Source organism: Neisseria sp. P0022.S010 (assembly GCF_051956635.1).
In genome coordinates this window covers 1-453 of record NZ_JBQCXF010000892.1, presented here as the reverse complement: position 1 = coordinate 453, position 453 = coordinate 1, and the positions used below count along the sequence as shown (strand labels likewise).

The following is a 453-nucleotide window of genomic DNA, read 5'->3' as shown; positions in this document are numbered from 1 at the left end:
CCTTTCCCACCGCCGGAATGAAACCTAGATGTAGAGACGTCTCGTGGGCTCGTAGATGTGGATAATAGACAGCAGTAAGGCGCAACTTGAAGAGCTGGTGTTGGGATTTGTATCGACTAAGACGACACGCCGTATTGCAGAAGTGATGCGCGATGCGCACGAAGTCGGCTAAACGGTGGTGATCTACGGTCAGGCGGGTTTGGGCAAGACGCAGGCGGTCAAAAACTACTGCGAGAAAAACCCTGCGGCCATCTTGAGTGAGGCTAATCCGAGCTTTACGGCTTTGGTCCTGATGCGCAAGTTGGCGACAGCGGCGAAGGTATCGGCGATGGGCAGGTTGAATGATTTGTTTGAGTCTGTATCTGACCGCCTGCGCGAGTCGGGCCGTCTGATGGTGGTCGATGAAGCGGAAAACCTGCCGTTACGCGCCCTTGAAATTGTACGCCGTCTGCA

General features: G+C 54.7%; 1 pseudogene. It reads left to right on the top strand.

The features are described from left to right. Window positions 1-64: 64 nt before the first annotated feature. Window positions 65-453: pseudogene (locus tag ACTHUT_RS21960) on the top strand (AAA family ATPase); the annotation flags it as partial.